Origin of the sequence: Pasteurella skyensis, assembly GCF_013377295.1 — a bacterium.
Lineage (GTDB): Bacteria > Pseudomonadota > Gammaproteobacteria > Enterobacterales > Pasteurellaceae > Phocoenobacter > Phocoenobacter skyensis.
This window is the reverse complement of the sequence record NZ_CP016180.1, coordinates 741,732-758,982: the sequence shown is the minus strand read 5'-3', so window position 1 is coordinate 758,982 and position 17,251 is coordinate 741,732. Positions and strand designations below refer to the sequence as shown.

17 protein-coding genes and 1 pseudogene are annotated in these 17,251 nt (G+C 32.6%); 4 read left to right on the top strand and 14 right to left on the bottom strand.

The window, feature by feature from the left end; translation table 11 throughout:
* Positions 1-15: 15 nt before the first annotated feature.
* The 8 genes and pseudogenes from A6B44_RS10875 to A6B44_RS03505 all read right to left on the bottom strand — a co-directional run bounded on the left by A6B44_RS10875 (position 16) and on the right by A6B44_RS03505 (position 4,938).
* Positions 16-953 (bottom strand): annotated as a pseudogene (locus A6B44_RS10875) (IS30 family transposase).
* Positions 954-1,006: 53 nt separating this feature from the next.
* Positions 1,007-1,516 (bottom strand): hypothetical protein, encoded by a 510-nt coding sequence (locus tag A6B44_RS03535; protein ID WP_090922398.1) that lies wholly within the window; start codon positions 1,514-1,516, stop codon positions 1,007-1,009.
* On the bottom strand, positions 1,513-1,818 hold the full coding sequence (locus A6B44_RS03530; RefSeq protein WP_090922400.1) for a hypothetical protein: 306 nt from the start codon (positions 1,816-1,818) through the stop codon (positions 1,513-1,515). The genes A6B44_RS03535 and A6B44_RS03530 overlap by 4 nt, the downstream gene beginning before the upstream one ends.
* Positions 1,819-1,826: 8 nt before the next feature.
* Positions 1,827-2,261: a hypothetical protein gene (locus tag A6B44_RS03525; protein WP_090922402.1), complete on the bottom strand. Its 435-nt coding sequence runs from the start codon at positions 2,259-2,261 to the stop codon at positions 1,827-1,829.
* Between the two features lie 12 nt (positions 2,262-2,273).
* Positions 2,274-2,708, bottom strand: coding sequence for an SMI1/KNR4 family protein (locus A6B44_RS03520; RefSeq protein WP_090922404.1), 435 nt, complete (start codon positions 2,706-2,708; stop codon positions 2,274-2,276).
* Between the two features lie 89 nt (positions 2,709-2,797).
* Positions 2,798-3,874 (bottom strand): hypothetical protein, encoded by a 1,077-nt coding sequence (locus A6B44_RS03515; RefSeq protein WP_090922406.1) that lies wholly within the window; start codon positions 3,872-3,874, stop codon positions 2,798-2,800.
* Between the two features lie 14 nt (positions 3,875-3,888).
* The gene (locus A6B44_RS03510; RefSeq protein ID WP_090922408.1) at positions 3,889-4,416 is read right to left on the bottom strand and encodes a hypothetical protein; all 528 of its coding nucleotides are present in this window, start codon (positions 4,414-4,416) and stop codon (positions 3,889-3,891) included.
* 3 nt (positions 4,417-4,419) lie between these two features.
* The gene (locus A6B44_RS03505) at positions 4,420-4,938 is read right to left on the bottom strand and encodes an SMI1/KNR4 family protein (RefSeq protein WP_090922410.1); all 519 of its coding nucleotides are present in this window, start codon (positions 4,936-4,938) and stop codon (positions 4,420-4,422) included.
* A 543-nt stretch (positions 4,939-5,481) separates the two neighbouring features.
* Here A6B44_RS03505 and A6B44_RS03500 point away from each other — a divergent pair.
* The gene (locus A6B44_RS03500; protein WP_090922412.1) at positions 5,482-7,002 is read left to right on the top strand and encodes an alanine/glycine:cation symporter family protein; all 1,521 of its coding nucleotides are present in this window, start codon (positions 5,482-5,484) and stop codon (positions 7,000-7,002) included.
* 103 nt (positions 7,003-7,105) lie between these two features.
* On the top strand, positions 7,106-7,681 hold the full coding sequence (locus A6B44_RS03495) for a hypothetical protein (RefSeq protein WP_090922414.1): 576 nt from the start codon (positions 7,106-7,108) through the stop codon (positions 7,679-7,681).
* Positions 7,682-7,776: 95 nt separating this feature from the next.
* Here the strand turns inward: A6B44_RS03495 and A6B44_RS03490 are convergent, their stop codons facing one another.
* The gene (locus A6B44_RS03490) at positions 7,777-8,808 is read right to left on the bottom strand and encodes a DUF1176 domain-containing protein (protein WP_090922416.1); all 1,032 of its coding nucleotides are present in this window, start codon (positions 8,806-8,808) and stop codon (positions 7,777-7,779) included.
* Positions 8,809-8,940: 132 nt separating this feature from the next.
* Positions 8,941-10,176, bottom strand: coding sequence for a saccharopine dehydrogenase family protein (locus A6B44_RS03485; RefSeq protein WP_090922418.1), 1,236 nt, complete (start codon positions 10,174-10,176; stop codon positions 8,941-8,943).
* A gap of 278 nt (positions 10,177-10,454) precedes the next feature.
* Here A6B44_RS03485 and A6B44_RS03480 point away from each other — a divergent pair, with 278 nt between their 5' ends.
* Positions 10,455-10,829, top strand: a complete 375-nt coding sequence (locus A6B44_RS03480) for a DsrE family protein (protein WP_090922420.1) — start codon at positions 10,455-10,457, stop codon at positions 10,827-10,829.
* A gap of 81 nt (positions 10,830-10,910) precedes the next feature.
* On the top strand, positions 10,911-11,876 hold the full coding sequence (locus A6B44_RS03475; protein WP_090922422.1) for an arsenic resistance protein: 966 nt from the start codon (positions 10,911-10,913) through the stop codon (positions 11,874-11,876).
* A gap of 85 nt (positions 11,877-11,961) precedes the next feature.
* Here A6B44_RS03475 and A6B44_RS03470 read toward each other — a convergent pair whose 3' ends face one another.
* The 4 genes from A6B44_RS03470 to priA all read right to left on the bottom strand — a co-directional run bounded on the left by A6B44_RS03470 (position 11,962) and on the right by priA (position 17,130).
* On the bottom strand, positions 11,962-12,813 hold the full coding sequence (locus A6B44_RS03470; RefSeq protein WP_281360096.1) for a DMT family transporter: 852 nt from the start codon (positions 12,811-12,813) through the stop codon (positions 11,962-11,964).
* Positions 12,814-12,874: 61 nt separating this feature from the next.
* Entirely contained in the window at positions 12,875-13,990 is a 1,116-nt protein-coding gene (gene nspC / locus A6B44_RS03465; RefSeq protein ID WP_090922425.1) for a carboxynorspermidine decarboxylase, read from the bottom strand.
* Between the two features lie 76 nt (positions 13,991-14,066).
* The gene (locus A6B44_RS03460; RefSeq protein ID WP_090922427.1) at positions 14,067-14,897 is read right to left on the bottom strand and encodes a KilA-N domain-containing protein; all 831 of its coding nucleotides are present in this window, start codon (positions 14,895-14,897) and stop codon (positions 14,067-14,069) included.
* Positions 14,898-14,916: 19 nt separating this feature from the next.
* Positions 14,917-17,130, bottom strand: a complete 2,214-nt coding sequence (gene priA, locus A6B44_RS03455) for a primosomal protein N' (protein WP_090922429.1) — start codon at positions 17,128-17,130, stop codon at positions 14,917-14,919.
* Positions 17,131-17,251 lie beyond the last annotated feature (121 nt).

Sequence of the window (17,251 nt, the reverse complement as noted above, 5' to 3'; positions counted from 1 at the left end):
TAACCGTAACACCACTTAAAATAACTCAGAAGGAGAGTGAAATCCTCGTCGTTTTCTAGGACGAAGATTAAGCTCTCTTTCCACTATATCTAATTCCTCTTGTGCAACTGATTTTAAATCAGTTCCTTTTGGAAAATACTGACGGATTAATCCATTTGTATTTTCATTTAATCCTCTTTGCCAAGGACTATTAGGATCTGCAAAGTAGGTTTTACATTCTAACTCATTTGCTATCTTTTCGTGAGAGAAAAATTCAACACCATTATCAAAAGTTATTGATTTAACTTTTTCTTTATAAGGCAATAAAGTACTAATGCAACGCTTTGCTAAACAACGGGCATTTTTACCTTCTAATTTTACAATTACTGTATAAGCCGTTTTCTCTCAACTAAAGTTAATATTCCTGTATGATGCCCTTTTCCTTGTATTGTATCTGCTTCCCAATGCTCCAATTCTTCTTTTGTTTCTATTTCTTTAGGTCTATCATGAATAGATACTCTATTGGGTATTTTTCTAATGATTGCTCCTACCGACTTACTTCTTTTACGATATTTTTTATTGCCTCGCCGTAGATATTTATAAACCTCATCTTTACGATGAAAATGCCGTTTTATATATGCATAAATACCTCTGGGGCTAATGCCAAGCTCTTTAATTTTAGAAACTGTATAGCAAATTTGTTCAGGACTAAATCTCTTCTTTAAGTAAAAATAAATAATAGACCAAACTTGAGGTGTGATTGTTATTTTCTTTCGTTTCCTACGATGTCTTTGACGACACATTTTATTCGCACCACGAGGATTATAACCTCTAGTGCCTGTATTACGTTTTACCTCATTAAAAATAGTTGTAGCACTACAGCCAACAACTTTAGCTATTTGTCTATAACTATGTTTATGTTGCAATCCGTAAGAAATCTGGTATCTTTGTTCTAAAGTCAGTTGTTTATACATAACACTTATCTCCGTCAAGAAAAGTCAACGTATATTCTAACTGACTTTTCTTTTTAGGGAAGTGTTACGGTTATTCGGTAAATCTGATAATCTAAAATATTATTCGATTTCGTGGTAAGCTCTTTACACTCTTTTTGCTCATCAGATCCAAATCCTACAAAATCCTTTAATAATAACAACGGAACATCTGAGTTTTTCCAATTCACATCATATTTTTTGATATTTTCTAATAATAAATTCAATTCATCATACTTTAAACAATATGGATGCCACATTGCCAAATCCCACCAGCCCAATAAATACTTTTCTTCTTGATAGCACAGGTATAAATAGTTGCTACAACCAAATCGGCTTTCTATTAATAATTCAAAATTGTTTAATTGAAAATAAAAGTGAACAATATCAGAATGAACCGAAAAATCAGTGGATAATTGTGTCAGAATATTTTTATAAGTTATCTCTTCAATTTCTTTGAGTATATTTCCATTTTCATCATACAACACATTTTCCAAAGTAAGATATAAAACCCAAAAATCTTCATTTCCAAATACATCATTTCTCATAAATATTCCTTATGTATTAAATGAAAATCATCTAACGTAGCGAATAATTTTTCATTTTCTACACTTAATCGACTGACTTCTAAAAGCACTGAAAATGGCACATCTTTTAATGGTTCATTATCATCAAAATCACGATTATGATGTAGTTGAAAAGATTGTCCGTCATACTTATCTCCTACACAATAATAGACACCAAAATATAAACTTTCTCGCTCTTGTAAAGCCAAACCAAATAATATTTCTATTTTCTTTTTCGCCTCAGTACTTTCAAGGTTAGTGGCATAAGTTACGTAAATATTCACAAATGCTCCTATCCTTTAGCTAAAATTCTAAATTCAAAAAAATGCTCAGCCAGATGAATATCAACTAATTTAGGTTGATCTGAAAAAAATAACGTCACATCTCTTGAGCTATATATATCATTAAGGCTATTTAAAAATGCTGAAAATGATGTGATAGAAAAAATAAGATAAAGCTCACCAAAATCTAAAATAAATGTTGTTTGTGGATAAACAATTTCTTGTAATTTTTTAGCAATGGTATTTTTTTCTTCAAGATATGAAATCTCGGCGATAATAGGAATGTTACGTTCTATTTTATTGAATTCATTTCTTAACTCATCATCAAACCACTGTAAAATTTCTGGTTTTTGATAAACAATTTCTTGAATATCAATCCCTTTTATTTCTGATATTTGTTGTTTTATTTTAAGTAGATACAGCTTTTGTTGTAATGTTTTATTCATTTTATCTTTACCTTATATTTTTGTGAGTAACGTTTTTAAACCAATATCATAAAAGAGCAAATCACTTATACTCGTTGAGATTTTAGTCGCTTCTGCCATATCCAAATCCTCTAATCTGCAAAAATAAAGGTTCAATTCTTCATCGGTTTTTATATACAACAGTACGCCACCACCGCCATCATCGGCAATTGCCCAAGCCTTTGGTAAATAGTGTTGAATTTTATAGGCTTCATTCATCTCTATACAACCAGCAGCATTCCAAAAGCGTAAATATTTTTCTGCTACTCCAATTTCTATTTCTGCGTTTTCACTTAATAATTCAATATAATCCACAGGAAGAATTATAGGGCAGTGGTTTTTTAATAAAAGAATATCTTGCTCAGATAAATCTATTTTAATTGAATAGATATGGTATGACTGACTTAAATTCTGCCATTTATTTGTCATTTAATAATCCTTATTTATACTTGTACGCTGAATACTTAATTTGTAAATTTTTATGTAAATGTGACCGCTAATAATGTTATAAATACATTTTATTCTATTTCGATCTCAAGTATTTTTGATTTTCTATCATAATAAAGCAATTGAACTTTATACTGTCCTTTTTCTAATCCTTTCTTTTTTAGATTATTATTTTGAAAAAAGGGAACTTCCATTAAATTTATCGTATATTTTTTTGTTTCATTAGGCTTTAATATTACTTTCCTATCTAAAATTTCATCAGCAGTGAAAAATTTTGAAGAATAAAACAATTTTGACGGTTTTTCCGTGATTACTTCATTTTTATCATTAAAAACCAAAGCCCCTAATCCAATAAGACTATTTTTATAATCATATATAAGTATTGTTTCATTTTCATCTGAGTTATTTTTCCATACAAGATCAATATCAATCACTTTACCTTGTTTATATTTCTTTTTGGCATTGATAGAAAACTCTACCTCTTTTGAACTTGGGAATACAAAAAAGTTATGTTTTTCTCTAAAAACTTTGTGATTTTCGAAACTATTCTTTTTACTTTCTAAAAAAAGTGGGTCTTGTGGTTTTGTTATTTCAAACTCCAGCATTTCTGATTTTTTATCAAAATAAAACACTTGGAATTGATATTTTCCTTTTTCTAAGCCTAACTCACTCAATTTATAATCAAATTCTGGAATTTTCATTAAATCAAAGGTCTGTTTTTTAATCTCATTCGGTTTTAATATGACTTCTTTATATGCCAATTCATCTTTATTAAATACTTTTGATGATAAAGATATATAGCTATTGATAGACGCAGTATTAATTATTGAATTATTTTCATCTATCACCACAGCACCTAAACCTATCATTCCCTCACCATACGGAAATATCAAAATGATTTCATCTTTATCAGAATTATTTTTCCAAACAAGTTCAATATTAATGGCTCTGCCTTGTTCATATTTCTTTTTTGCCTTGATAGAAAAAGCTACTTTTTCTGAAGTGGGGTATTGCCTGCAATATTCGGGGCAATGAACCCCTCTATATTCATAATAATATTTTTCTATATTGTTTTTCATCACCATATCCGTACTCGCATAACAAAAATTGATAAGTGAACTTATTAATAACATTACATATTTTTTCATAATAGCCCTTTTTATTACTCTTTTATATATTCTTGTATATACTCCTGCATATAGTCTTCTAATGATATTCCTCGCTTATATTCATACAGATTATATCCATCAACATAAAGACTAAAACAAAAAATACAATGATTATCGCAAGTATAAGTTATGTATATTCTAAATAACTTTTCCAACTCATAAACCACTAATTTATATTTCCCCATATCATCATTATCTATATGATCGGTTTCACTTAGCTTTGTGGCAATGTTATTTAGATAATCTAGAACCGTCAGTGCGTAACCCTGTTTATTGATTTTTGTTTTATTAAAATATAAATCACCTAAGGACATTACATCAATTCGATAATTAATATCTTCACAATCAAACCAAAAATGCATATTGGAGGTATTGATAATATTAAATCCATTATCAATTTGATCTTGAGGAAAATGTTCAAACTTAATAGCATTTTGTTCCAAATACTCAATCAATTCAGTCTTACTTTTACCTAAAAATAGCTTAGGATTTTTCTTTATATCAAAGGTCATATTAAACATAGCTTATCCTAATTTTTCCTCAAAAATCACGTTATACTCTTTTGTCCAAAATAGGGAAAAATACTCATCAATCCATTCAAAAAGAGTCGTCATTATCACTTCTTCTTGCCAGTTCTCACAAAAAATATCCGCATAAGTAACTGCAAAATTTGGTGAGTCTTGGTTTGTTATATCATAAAGACCAAATCCCGTTCCAAAAGCAATTTCAGAAATAACATAAAGCGTATTGGGAAATAAATCTAATTCCAGTTGTTCAAATAACTCATTTGAAAAAGACATAATTTGGTTGGGCGGAATAATTTCAAACGTCATATCACCTAACACCTCAAAATGCCCACAACAACGCCATAACTTTTTTAGGTCACAAGGTAAGATAAGATTATAGGTTGTTTCAAAATCATTAATTTCATCAAGGGTGATTTTTCTTTTTTGTACAACTTGTATTGATCTGTCATTTACAATAAGAGGGTTATCTTTGGTATGTACTATTAATTTATTAATAAGATCTGTTATTTCTTTCATTTTACAATCCTCTAAGCGGTATGATTTTGTTATTTTTTTACCTATTTTTGCATCAATAAAAAGCTATTTATCTCTTATATTAAGAGTCATCAATACTAGCACGTCTTTTCTTTCCTCCGCAAATATCAGCATAGTGCATAAAAAGTAAAAATTTTTTTATAATTATAAGGTTAACTTTACTTCCATCTAGAACTCTCATTTACCATCACATCACGTCCTAATATTTTTATTTTTAATCAAATAGTTATATAAATTAAAACCTCTTAATTACTCCATTAATAGATACGTAAAAACACTGTATTTTTCAAAATTTATTAACAAATTTTACACAAAAGTTGCATAAAAGTTGCAAAATTAAATAAAGGCGCTAGAATAAGAGTTGACTTTTAAATTTTATAAGTGCCTGCAAAAGTGTAGTTCTTAGAAATATCAACTTAATTGTCACTACAACGACTAGCGTTACCATATTTTTATGGTAAATAGCAATTCTCCATTAATTGCAACTTGCTAGATTTTAATTTTTATTATATTGGAGAACTATTTATGAATTTAACTAAACTAATAGCATTACCTTTGCTATTAATGTCTCTAGCAACTAGTGCTCAAGCTAGTCTCGAAAATTTTAGTGAAGCAGTGGATAGCACAATGGCCACTATCTTTGGCCCTTTTGTTAGTACTATTTTCTACTCTGTCGAAATTAACGGTACCAGTTTCTTATTGATCGCTGGTTGGTTACTTGTTGCTGCTTTAATTTTTTCTTTCTATTTTGGCTTTGTTCAGTTTCGCAAATTTGGCTTAGCTCTTGATATCGTACGTGGTAAATACACTGATCCAGATCAGAAAGAAGACGGAGAGGTTAGCCACTTTCAAGCTCTAACAACGGCTCTTTCTGGAACTGTTGGTTTAGGTAACATTGCTGGTGTGGGTGCTGCTCTTGCCATTGGTGGGCCAGGTGCAACATTCTGGATGATTTTAGTGGGTCTTTTAGGGATGGCATCTAAATTTGTTGAGTGTACACTGGGTGTTAAATACCGTACCATTTTACCTTCAGGCGTCGTTTCTGGTGGTCCGATGTACTATTTAAGTCGTGGCTTAAAAGAGCGTGGTTTTGGTGGTTTAGGTAAATTCCTTGCTGTTGGCTTTGCAATTATGGTTATCTTAGGTTCACTAGGTGGCGGTAATATGTTCCAAGCAAACCAAGCACACGCAATGTTAAATTATGCTTTTGGTGTTCCAGCTGAATACGGTGTAGTAACTGGTGTTATTTTAGCAGCACTTACATTCTCTGTTATCTTCGGTGGTATGCCTTCAATTTCATCAGTAACTGAAAAACTTGTACCTTGGATGGCTGTTTTATACATTACAATGTCTCTTTTCGTTATCGGAACAAACCTTGATCACATTGGTCCTGCATTTAGTTCTATTATTGATGGTGCATTCTCAGCTGAAGGTGTTACTGGTGGCTTTATTGGTGCTTTAATCCAAGGCTTAAAACGTGCTACATTCTCTAATGAAGCGGGTGTTGGTTCTGCAGCAATTGCTCACTCAGCGGTTAAAACAAATGAACCTGTTACAGAAGGTCTAGTTTCATTACTTGAACCATTAATTGACACTGTTGTTATTTGTACGATGACAGCGTTGGTTATTACTATTGCTGGTTTAAATACAGCGCCATTTGATGGTTCTGGTTTAACAGGTGTTCAGTTAACGGCTGCATCTTTCACGTCTGCTGCGGATTGGTTTAAATATCCATTAGCCATTGCAGTTATCTTATTCGCTTTCTCAACAATGATTTCATGGTCTTACTATGGTCTTAAAGGTTGGACTTATTTAGTGGGTGAAGGTGCGAAGAAAGAGATCGTCTTCAAAGCTGTATTCTGTTTCTTCGTTATTATCGGAGCAACAGTGAAATTTGGTTTTGTTATTGACTTCTCTGATGCTGCAATCTTTGCAATGTCTATCTTTAACATCATTGGTCTTTACTTCTTAATGCCAATTGTTAAAGAAGAATTTAATTCTTTTGTTGCTCGCGTAAAATCAGGTGAGATCAAAAAATACAAATAATGGTGTTTAATTGAACACAATTGCGATACAATAAAGCTCATCAAAAGATGGGCTTTATTTTTTGATATATCTCCTAATGTATTTTTCATCAATGAGGTATCGTATGAAAAAATTAGTTCAGCACGACATCAATCTCAGCAAACATTTGTTAAAAAATGGTCCTAAGTTTTGTACTCACTATGCGGTTGTAAAAGATAACTTATTGTACTTCCAACCCACAAGAGAATCTTTTCTTTACTCTTCCCTTTACTTTGTCTTAGGTGGAAGCTTATTCATTATTGCCGCTATCATCTATTACTTCTGGTCACAACTCGATTTAGTTCTGTTTATTGCTCTTTTTGGAGGTGGTTTAATTGTATTGGGATATCACGTCTCAGATGATTATATTGCCAAAATTAAGTTTGATAAAAACAAAGGTACATTTTCAAAAAAACCATATCGTTGTGTTAAACTGAGTAATATTATTGGATTACAAATTAATCAAAAACAACAACTTAGCTATGTGTGTTATGAACTTAATATGTTAACTCGAGGTGGTCGCCGCATTAATATTCTTAACCATAATGGATTAGAGCAAATGCGAGAAGATATTCTCAAATTAGCGGCATTTTTAGAAATGCCAAAATCTTGTATTAGGGATTATTCCACCATAGAAGAGGGTAAATTAAAAACTGAGTAGGTACAAATGAAAAAACCATTTAATATAATCACATAGCGGTGAGATGTTTCTAATTTTTTGCAAATTTTTGTGATCATCTTACCGCTATCACTCGCTTATTTGTCAGAATGCTTCACTTCGCTCACATAACTCGGCAAATTCCACGCTCCACCAGCAAAGCCACGACACATTCCAGTATAAGAATCACTGCTTAAAACAAATTTTTCACCATTCCAAGCATATTCAACAGAAGCCCAGCAATCCCCTACGCCACGTCCTTTCCAATAACCTGAAATAATGCCATTCTCATAGCCATTCCCCTCACCTACAGTAGCCTGTACTTCATTTAATTGCTTATCAACAACCACATAATAAGCAGAGTAATTATAAGCTCCCATCATACAAGGTATTTCTAACAGTGACTGTTTATCATTTAAAGCATAAGCCCAAATATCGGTATTTTTATTTACGAAATCACAAGGAAGTTTATTTAATTGTTTTTTAAGGTTGCTTTTTAACAATCCAAAAGTTAAGTGTTTTTTAGCTTTTGGCATCACAGGAATAGTAATAATTGGCTTGGCTTTTGGTTGTAAAACTGCTTCTTTACTTTTACCTTTTTTAATTAAGGCAGACGGCTTACCTACTCGTTTCTGATATTCGTCCATTTTTAATAATACTGCTGTTGCCCCTTGATCGGAAAGGATAAAGGTATCTCTCTTTGTTCCAAATTTAATGACACTTACCTTTTTCAACGCATTTAATAATGCTTGAGTTTGCTTTTTATTCAACTTACCAGTACAGGCTTTCGATAGGCGAATATCACCTTGTCCTTTACGATTTATAACAAAATAGACCTCGCTAGGACAAGAATCACCGCCATAATAAGCAGTTGTCCTAAATTGAATCTCTGCACTTACTTTTTGTTTATTTCCTGCTTTTCGAGTAAGCATAACAGAAACAAGATTTTCATATTCACTTTCAGGGTTATACCCTGCGGCTCGACAAGTCCCTGTATTATCACAAGCTAATTCCCAATCTTTATGTTGAAAATTTGGCATTTCTTTAATGGCTTCATCATTCGATTCACTCGCCATTGTTGTTGGAGATAATAGACATAATAGGGCTAAAAGGCGTTGTATTATTTTCATTTGAGAACCTTATTATTATAGGAGGTTGCTTTGGATTATAAAAAAGCGGTATGATTTTTGCAAATTTTTACAAAGATCATACCGCTTATATCTTTACTGCTTTTTACTTAGTAGTGTTATCCCACTAAAATATCAAAACACGAGTTCACGATCACCATTTTCATCTTTAATACGATTTGGTAAGCCGATTTTGTTTAATACATTGAGGTAAGGTTTAGGATCAAGTTGTTCTACATTACGCATTTCTAAACAATCCCATTCCCCTGTTGCAACCAGTATTGCCGCTGCAACAGCAGGAACGCCTGCGGTATAAGAAATACCTTGACTGCCCACCTCTTCATAAGCCTCTGTATGACTTGCAGTATTATAAATAAACACTTCTTTATCTTTACCGTCTTTTTTACCTTTAATCAGATCACCAATACAAGTATGACCTGTATAGTTTTCAGCCAAAGAAGGAGGATCTGGTAAGACTGCTTTAACGACTTTTAATGGTACCACTTCAACACCTTCCGCTGTTGTTACTGGTTTTTCAGACAATAAACCTAAATTTTTCAACACATTAAATACGTTAATATAATGATCGCCAAATCCCATCCAAAAGCGGATATTAGGTACATCCAAATGCTGAGCTAATGAATGTACTTCTTCGTGTCCCGTTAAGTAAGAGTTTTGCACACCTACAACAGGTAAATCATCGGTACGTTTTACCTCAAACATTTGATTGGTTTGCCATTGATTATTTTGCCAAGAATACACTACCCCTGTAAACTCTCTAAAATTCACTTCAGGATCAAAGTTAGTCGCAAAATATTTTCCGTGATTACCCGCATTAATATCAATAATATCAATACTCTCAACGGAATCAAAAAGCGTTACACCGTAACTTGCATAAGCATTCACAACACCAGGATCAAACCCTGCACTTAGAATAGCCGTAATCTTATTCTCTTTACAACGCTCTAAACGCTTCCATTCATAATGACCATACCAAGGAGGGGTTGGACAAACCTTATCTTGATCTTCAGCAATAGCCGTATCAATATAAGCGACACCTGTTTGAATACAAGCTTCTAAAATAGGCATATTTTGAAAAGATTGGGCAACATTAATCACAATTTGTGACTGTGTTTTTTCAATAAGGGCTTTGGTTTGTTCAATATCAAAAGCATCAAGGGCATAGCATTGAATTGTACTAGGAATTTTAAAATTATTCTTTTCCTCAATGCTTTTGGCAATGTTTTGACATTTTGATAGCGTTCGAGAGGCAATAACAATATTACCTAAAATATCATTATTTTGAGCACATTTATGAGCCACTACTTGAGCAACACCCCCTGCACCAATAATTAACACATTTTTCTTCATTATAGCATTTTCCTCCATATTCCCTTTAAGATGCTAACTCTAAAGGTATAAGGCTTAAAGTAAACTCGATACATATTGAAAACCTAAAAAGTCAATATCGAGCCAAATTGGTGTATTTTTAACAAAATAACCACTGAATTGTAACAAAATTTAGTTTTAAGCGGTAAGATATTTTAATGTTTTTACAATTTTAATTGATCTCATTCTTTAATGTTGGTATAGTTTGATATTAAAATAATATGATATTAAATATATCCCAAATTAAAAAAGAGGCTAAAATGACGACACATTATGATTACGTTGGTACTATTTTTGAAAATGAAACCAACCCGAATAAACCCACTGTGGCTTTTACACTGGCAAATAAAGTATTAGAAAAAGGCTATTCTGCAACCATTCTTTTAATGGTTGATGCGGTAAGTCTCGCTATTCCAGGAAAGGTTGATAATATTGATATCGGTACCCCTTTTGGTGGATTAAAAGCATTACAAGAAGCCTTCATTGAAAAAGGGGGAAAAATCTTAGTTTGTAAGGCTTGTATGGTTCATAACAAAATCACTCCAGAACAAATTGATTCACGTTTTGATATTATTGATGGCGGCGAAGTGATTGATCTTATTATGAATGCTAAAGGTTCATTACAAATTAGCTAATGAAGAGTTTAGATTAACATTATTTTAATGCCACTGTCTAAGTGGCATTTTGTGTTTTAACTAAGGATTGTAATTTTTATTATGTGGAAAATATTAGCAGTTATTCAAAAAAATTTAGTTTGGGCAATTCCAATTGTAATGATTTTGGGAATTAGCAGTGGCTCTATTTTTGATATGCGTTTTTTAAAAATCACCATTGTCCCATTAACTTTTTTAATGGTTTATCCAATGATGATTAACTTAAAACTTGAAGCTGTTTTATCACCTAAAGAATTGAAAGCACAGATTGTGGCACAATTTTTAAATTTTGCCGTTATCCCTTTTATTGCCTTCTTTTTAGGAAAACTATTCTTTCCTGAACAACCTTTAATTCGATTAGGCATTTTATTTGTTGCCCTACTCCCAACCAGTGGAATGACTATATCTTGGACAGGATTTGCCAAAGGCAATATCAATGCAGCAATCCAAATGACCGTATTTGGACTTATTTTAGGCTCTATTGCAACACCTTTATATGCCAAATGGTTAATGGGAAAAAGTATTGAAATTCCTGTACAACAAGTGTTTACGTCCATTATGTTTGTGGTTTTCTTACCTATGTTTATGGGACTGGTTACTCGTAAATATTTAGTAAAAAAATTTGGTCAAGAACACTATCAAAAAAATATTAAACCCAAAGTTCCGATGTTTTCAACATTAGGGGTATTAGGTATTGTATTTGTGGCAATGGCACTAAAAGCCAAATCCATAACCGCAGAGCCTACTGTACTTATCAGTTATTTAACGCCTATCATTATTTTATATGTTATTAATTTCGCGTTAAGTACCATTGTGGCTAAGGTGTTTTTTAATCGAGAAGATGCCATTGCCGTCGTTTATGGCACAGTAATGCGAAATTTATCGATCGCACTGGCTATTGCAATGACCGTATTTGGAGAATCAGGTGCAGAAATTTCTATTGTTATCGCAATGGCGTATATTATTCAAGTACAAGCGGCGGCGTGGTATGTAAAATTGAGTGATAGAATATTTGGACAGAAAGTCTAAAACCTAAAATCATAGCGGTTACATTATTCAAACTTTTTGTAATTTTTTGTCTAAATGTACCCGCTTATAATTAAGGTTCACTTAGCTAATTTTTTGTTTTTAATACAATAACACTACCCAAAATCACCACCGCAGCCCCAATCACTTGATAAATATTAATTGTTTCTCCAAGTATAAAATAACTTGTTATCGCAGTAGAAATAGGAACGGTAAGACGAATAACATTAAAAATCACAACGCCTTGTGTAGACATTATATAAAAAGACATAAACATTCCGACCAATATGCCATAAATCCCTGCACAACTTAACCCAATCAGTAGCGACCATTCAACCGTTTGTAGTTGTGTGATTTTTTGGGTCTGAATTGCTATAAGTAAATAAATAAGCCCTGCGATACTGGCTGTTGAAGCACTGATTACCACACTGTGTAATTGTTTAGAAATGGTTTTAACAAAGATATTCTGAATGGATTGAATAAAAATAGAAATACCTAAAAATAAGCTTCCCATTAAAAAGTTCTGTTCTATATTAGGTTGCTTTGCAAAAAAGATAAAAAGAATAGCGCCAGTAAAAGTGATTGTTGCCCCTAAATAAAAACGTTTTTGTTTACAGCGAGTTCGCTCATCTTCAAAAAAAATCGCTGCCATTAAAATGGCTAAAGGCATTGCTAAAATACCAAAAAGACTTCCTGTTACCGCAGAGGTTTGTTGTAATCCATTAATAAAAAAATACATATTCCCAACCATAAAAATACCCAAAATGAGTAATTTTATGATTAAGGTAGGATCGCTTATGATTTTTCTTATTTCGGTTCTAAATTTAAATAGAATAATAAAAATAAGAACTAAGCCTCCTGATAAAAATCGTACTGCATTATTATTGATCGTATCAAAATGGAGGCTCATAAACCGCATAATGGGAAAGATAAATCCCATTAAACTGATATATGTTATTTGGATTAGGTGGTTGTTGTTCATAGTATTTCAAAATCTTAGATTAAGACAAACTCTCTACATAATCCTGATACCCAAACTGTTTAACTAATTTAACCGTTCCATCAAGCTCTTTAATGGCAATAGAGGGCATATTTACACCATTAAACCAGTTCTTTTTAACCATTGAATACCCTGCTGTATCACAAAATGAAAGACGATCGCCAATTTGTAATGGTTTTTCAAATTTATATTCACCAAAAATATCTCCTGCTAAACAGGATTTTCCACAAACAAGATATTGATAATCCCCTTTGCCATAAAACTCATCTTCGGTTAAACGTGCTTCTGAGCGATAAATCAATAAATCTAATAAATGTGCCTCAATAGAACTATCCACAATCACATAATCTTTTTCATTATTACCCACATCTAATACAGTGGTTTCAAAGCTACAACTCAAAGTAATAGACGCCTCACCGGGTTCTAAATAAACTTGAACACCAAATTTTTCAGAAAATTGCTTTAAACGATCTGCAAATTGGTCGATGGGATAATCTTTTCCTGTAAAATGAATACCACCACCTAAACTGACCCAATCCACTTGATGTAATAATTCACCAAAGTGGTTTTCAATATGGGTTAGCATTTCATCAAATTTTTCAAAACTTGGATTTTCACAGTTATTATGAAACATAAAACCATTAATAAGCGGTAAGATTTCTTCGATTTTTTGCAAATCCCATTCCCCTAAACGACTATAAGGGCGAGCGGGATCCGCTAGTAAAAAACTTGAAGTACTCACACGAGGATTTACTCGTAAACCACGTTGAATATTTTTAGCGTGATCTTTGTAACGTTTTAGTTGATTAATTGAATTAAAAATAATCTTATCAGCATTAGCGACAACTTCATCAATTTCATCTGGTGAATAAGCAACACTATAAGCGTGGGTTTCACCCCCAAATTTATCTTTACCTAATTTCACTTCATAAAGTGATGACGAAGTTGTCCCTGCCATATATTGCGACATAAAATCAAACACTGACCACGTTGCAAAACATTTTAATGCTAATAAGGCTTTTGCCCCTGATTTTTGTTGCACATAGGCAATTTTTTCCATATTACGTTGTAGTTTTGATTTATCAATTAAATAGTAAGGGGTTTGTAATTGTGTCATTTTTATTTAGTATCCTTTATAAAAAATTTGTCGAATTATAACGAATTGAAAAAGTGAATGCTAACAGTAAGCTAGGTTAGTTTTTTATATCAGGGCTATTTAAGCGTTCTAATGATAATAATTGTGTTTTTGCTAAATTTCTCAATTCGATCATTCGTTCTCTCTGCTCGATCCCTTTTTCAATTAAAATTGCATTATAACTTTCCATATTTGCAAGCACTAATAATTCATTTAAACCCGCATAATCTCGCATATTTCCTTTTAAATCAGGGTTTTCATCACGCCAATCTTTTGCTCTTTGATTAAACAGAGCCACATTTAACATATCAGCTTCTGAGGCATATTTATAAGAAAGCTGTGCGGGTGTAAGGTTTTCTAATAAATGCTTTTTAATTGCATCAGTATGCAGTTTATAATTAATTTTTGAAATTTCTCGATTCAAATTCCAAGAAAGCGATAATTTTGAATTTTCATCGGTTTTTAAGCGTTTATAATCTTGAATAATATAGAGTTTAAATTCTGCAGAAATCCAAGAGGCAAACTCCACTGCAATATCAGAATGTGCATAAGTACCTCCATACCTACCTGATTTTGAAACAATACCTATTGCATTAGTTGTTTCAATCCATTTTTGTGGTGTCATAATAAAACGATTTAAACCAGACTCATTTTTAAACGTGTCGAATTGCACACGGTTAAAATTTTGATTATTTAACGTTTCCCATATTCCAATAAATTCTAAAGTATTTCGATTTCTCATCCAATTCTGAATAACAAAACGGGGATCTTCCGCATTTCTATATTTCGCAATATCCGTCAAGCTAATATAATCATTACGAAAATCTTCCGTATAAACCTCAATAGATAAGCCTTTTACTCGTAATTTTTCTTTTTTTATTTTTGACATAATTTGTCCCTTGTATCACTTAACTAAAATCCAATGGATCAACATCTAAAACCAATCGAATATTAGACGGTATTTCAAGCCGATTTTTATCTAAATCAAACTGATTAAGTAGTTGTTGTAACATTGCTTTTGAATGATGTTGAATTAGCAATTGCCAACGGTACTGCCCTGCTTTTTTTGCCATAGGCGCTGCCATTGGAGGAAGGAGTTGAAAGTCTTGCCATTGATGAGCAGTAATTTGTTGCTGAAAATAAGCGGTAAGATCAGTTAAAAAATTTGAAATTTTTTCATTATTTCGCCCTGTTGCTTTAAATAATACTTGAGCTGAAAATGGCGGTAAACTCATTAGTTGTCGCATTTCTAACGCTGTTTTCGTAAATTCGTCATAACCTTTTATAAGCAGTGACTTTAGTAATGGGTGTTCAGGATAATGAGTTTGTAACACCACAGTACCTTTCTTTTCAGCTCGTCCTGCTCTGCCTGCCACTTGAATATAAAGCTGTGCTAAACGTTCCTCGGCTCTAAAGTCTGTAGAGAATAATGCACTATCCACATTTACAATTGCAACTAGCGTTACATTTGGGAAGTGATGTCCTTTAGCCAACATTTGCGTACCAATTAGAATTTGACTTTTACCTTGCTGAATATCAGATAAATGCTTATCTAATGATCCCTTTCGTATTGTACTATCTCGATCTATTCTCGTGACACTGTAGCGATTAAATCTCTTGATTAATTCTTGCTCTAACTGTTCTGTACCAATACCTGTTGTCACTAAATTGATAGAACCGCAATGCCCACATTGTTTAGGAATAATCTTTTGAGAAGCGCAATGATGACAACGCAGCACGCTCTTTTTCTGATGGTAAGTATAAGGCTTTTCACAAGAGCGACATTCACAAATCCAACCACATTCGTGACAAAGTAACACAGGAGCAAACCCACGACGGTTGAGAAATAGCATTACTTGATTGCCTTGCTCTAGGTGGGTCTTCATCATTGATAATAATTGTTGCGATAGCCCTGAGTGAATTTGTTGTGTCTTCAAATCAATCACAAATTGTTGAGCCAGCTGAGCATCTCCTGCTCGATTTTTTAATACTAACTCAGTAAACTTACCATTTTGTACATTTTGCACACTCTCTAAACTTGGTGTGGCTGAACCTAAAATAATCGGAATATCATTATTTTTTGCACGTAGCACCGCTAAATCTCGTGCATTATAACGCCAACCATCTTGCTGTTTAAATGAACTATCGTGTTCCTCATCAATAATGATTAAACCCAAATTCTTAAATTGACTAAAGAGTGCTGAACGAGTGCCAATCACAATTGCATTTTCACCATTTTTCGCCCTGAGCCACACATTTAAGCGTTCAGTATCATTCAAATTAGAATGCACGGTATCAATTTCTACATTGAAACGAGCTTTAAATCGAGCAATTGTTTGAGGGGTTAAACCAATTTCAGGGACTAAAACTAAAACTTGTTTTCCTTTTTCTAATACTGTTTCAATAACTTGTAAATAGACTTCGGTTTTTCCTGAACCTGTGACGCCATTTAATAAAAAAGCCCCAAAACCTTTTTGATACTGTAAACGTCCTACTATTAGGGCTTGTTGCTTATTCAACCTTAATTTATTACTCGTATTACATTGCTCATTATCACCTAATTTTTCCAACCACGTTTTACTTTCAAAAGAGAGTTTTTCTTTCTTAACAAAGCCTTTTTCCAACAAGGCTTTCCAAACAGACGAACTACAAGCGGTCGGTTTCTCAAAGAAATTTGCAAATTGGGTTAATTCAGTTAAAAGTTGCTGTTGCTTTTTTGCCCGGTTTAAGGTGCCATTTAGCAGTGCTTTATGACCAATTTCTGTGACAGAAAATTGTTCTAATACCGCTCGCTCACAGCTTTCTCCTTGTCGTAATTTAACTGGCAATGCACTTTGCAACACTTCACCTAAAGGACTATGATAATAATCTGCTGACCATTTTAATAATTGCAAAATTTCATCATCAAACAAAGATTGTTCATCTAACACAGATAAGATGGGTTTAAGTTTATCTTTTGGAATATCTGTGGTTTCAGGAAAACCGACCACAATCCCTATTTTTTTTTGATTTCCAAAAGGCACAACAACCCTCGCCCCTTGCACCACTTTCATTTCGGCGGGCAAAAAGTAATCAAAATAACGATTTAACGGCACAGGTAATGCAATTTGAATTAAGTTCATTGGTCAATTTAGAATATGAAAAATAAGGAGAAGTATAACGTATTTTAGATAAGATTTGTTAATGCCAAATAAGATTTTATCTGATTATCAAACTGGCATTTTATAAACCTACTTTAGAATG